General features: G+C 61.1%; 1 protein-coding gene. It reads left to right on the top strand.

The features are described from left to right. On the top strand, nt 1-270 hold a 270-nt coding region (locus tag EOD29_RS31930; protein WP_206520554.1), incomplete at both ends, for a transposase.

Here is a 270-nt window from a genome sequence, read left to right as displayed (position 1 = left end):
GTATTGTGTCTGTCGCTGTTATCATCGCTGTGGGCGTTAACACCGACGGCCGCCGCGAGGTCGACGCACACGAAGGCATCAAGGCCGCCGTGTCGAAGGTTCTTTCCGCCACCTGGCAGCGCTGCAAGGTTCACTTCATGCGCAATGCATTGGCTCATATCGGCAAGAGCGGCCGACGCGTGGTCTCAGCCTTCATTGCAACGGCCTTTGCCCAAGACACCCCGGAAGCCGCCAGCCAACAGTGGCGCAACGTCGCCGATCAGATCAGGC

The organism is Mesorhizobium sp. M1A.T.Ca.IN.004.03.1.1 (genome assembly GCF_003997555.1).
Lineage (GTDB): Bacteria > Pseudomonadota > Alphaproteobacteria > Rhizobiales > Rhizobiaceae > Mesorhizobium.
The sequence above is the reverse complement of the archived record's forward strand: the minus strand, read 5'-3'. Positions and strand labels throughout refer to the sequence as shown.